A 307-nucleotide genomic window follows, 5' to 3' on the forward strand; every position below is an offset into this window, starting at 1 on the left:
AGTTCCTCGTCGATGGGCAGCCCTTCCAGGGGCGTGCCCTTGAGCCTGACGAATATCAGGTCGTCCTTCGCAAAAAACTCGGTGGCGATGGCCAGGATCTGGGCGGTGCCATTGGCGTTGCCCAGATCGTCGACATCCAGCACGTTGTTCAGCGCCTCCTTGAGCAGGGGCGCAAGCGGGCGGCGCTGATCGACGCCGACCATCACCCATTGGGGCAGGCTCCAGTCCTCGGAGCGGTTGTCGACCAGGTCGTAACACTCATAGGCCACCGGTAACCCCTTGGCGTCCGAATCGCCGGCCTCGCGGA

At 63.8% G+C, this 307-nt stretch carries 1 protein-coding gene; it reads right to left on the reverse strand.

Features of this window, described 5'->3' with window-relative positions; genetic code table 11:
• On the reverse strand, positions 1 to 307 hold a 307-nt coding region (locus tag AACY45_RS28935; RefSeq protein WP_339548900.1), incomplete at both ends, for a hypothetical protein.

The sequence above is a fragment of the Pseudomonas sp. RA_35y_Pfl2_P32 genome, from assembly GCF_963970735.1.
Classification (GTDB): Bacteria; Pseudomonadota; Gammaproteobacteria; order Pseudomonadales; family Pseudomonadaceae; genus Aquipseudomonas.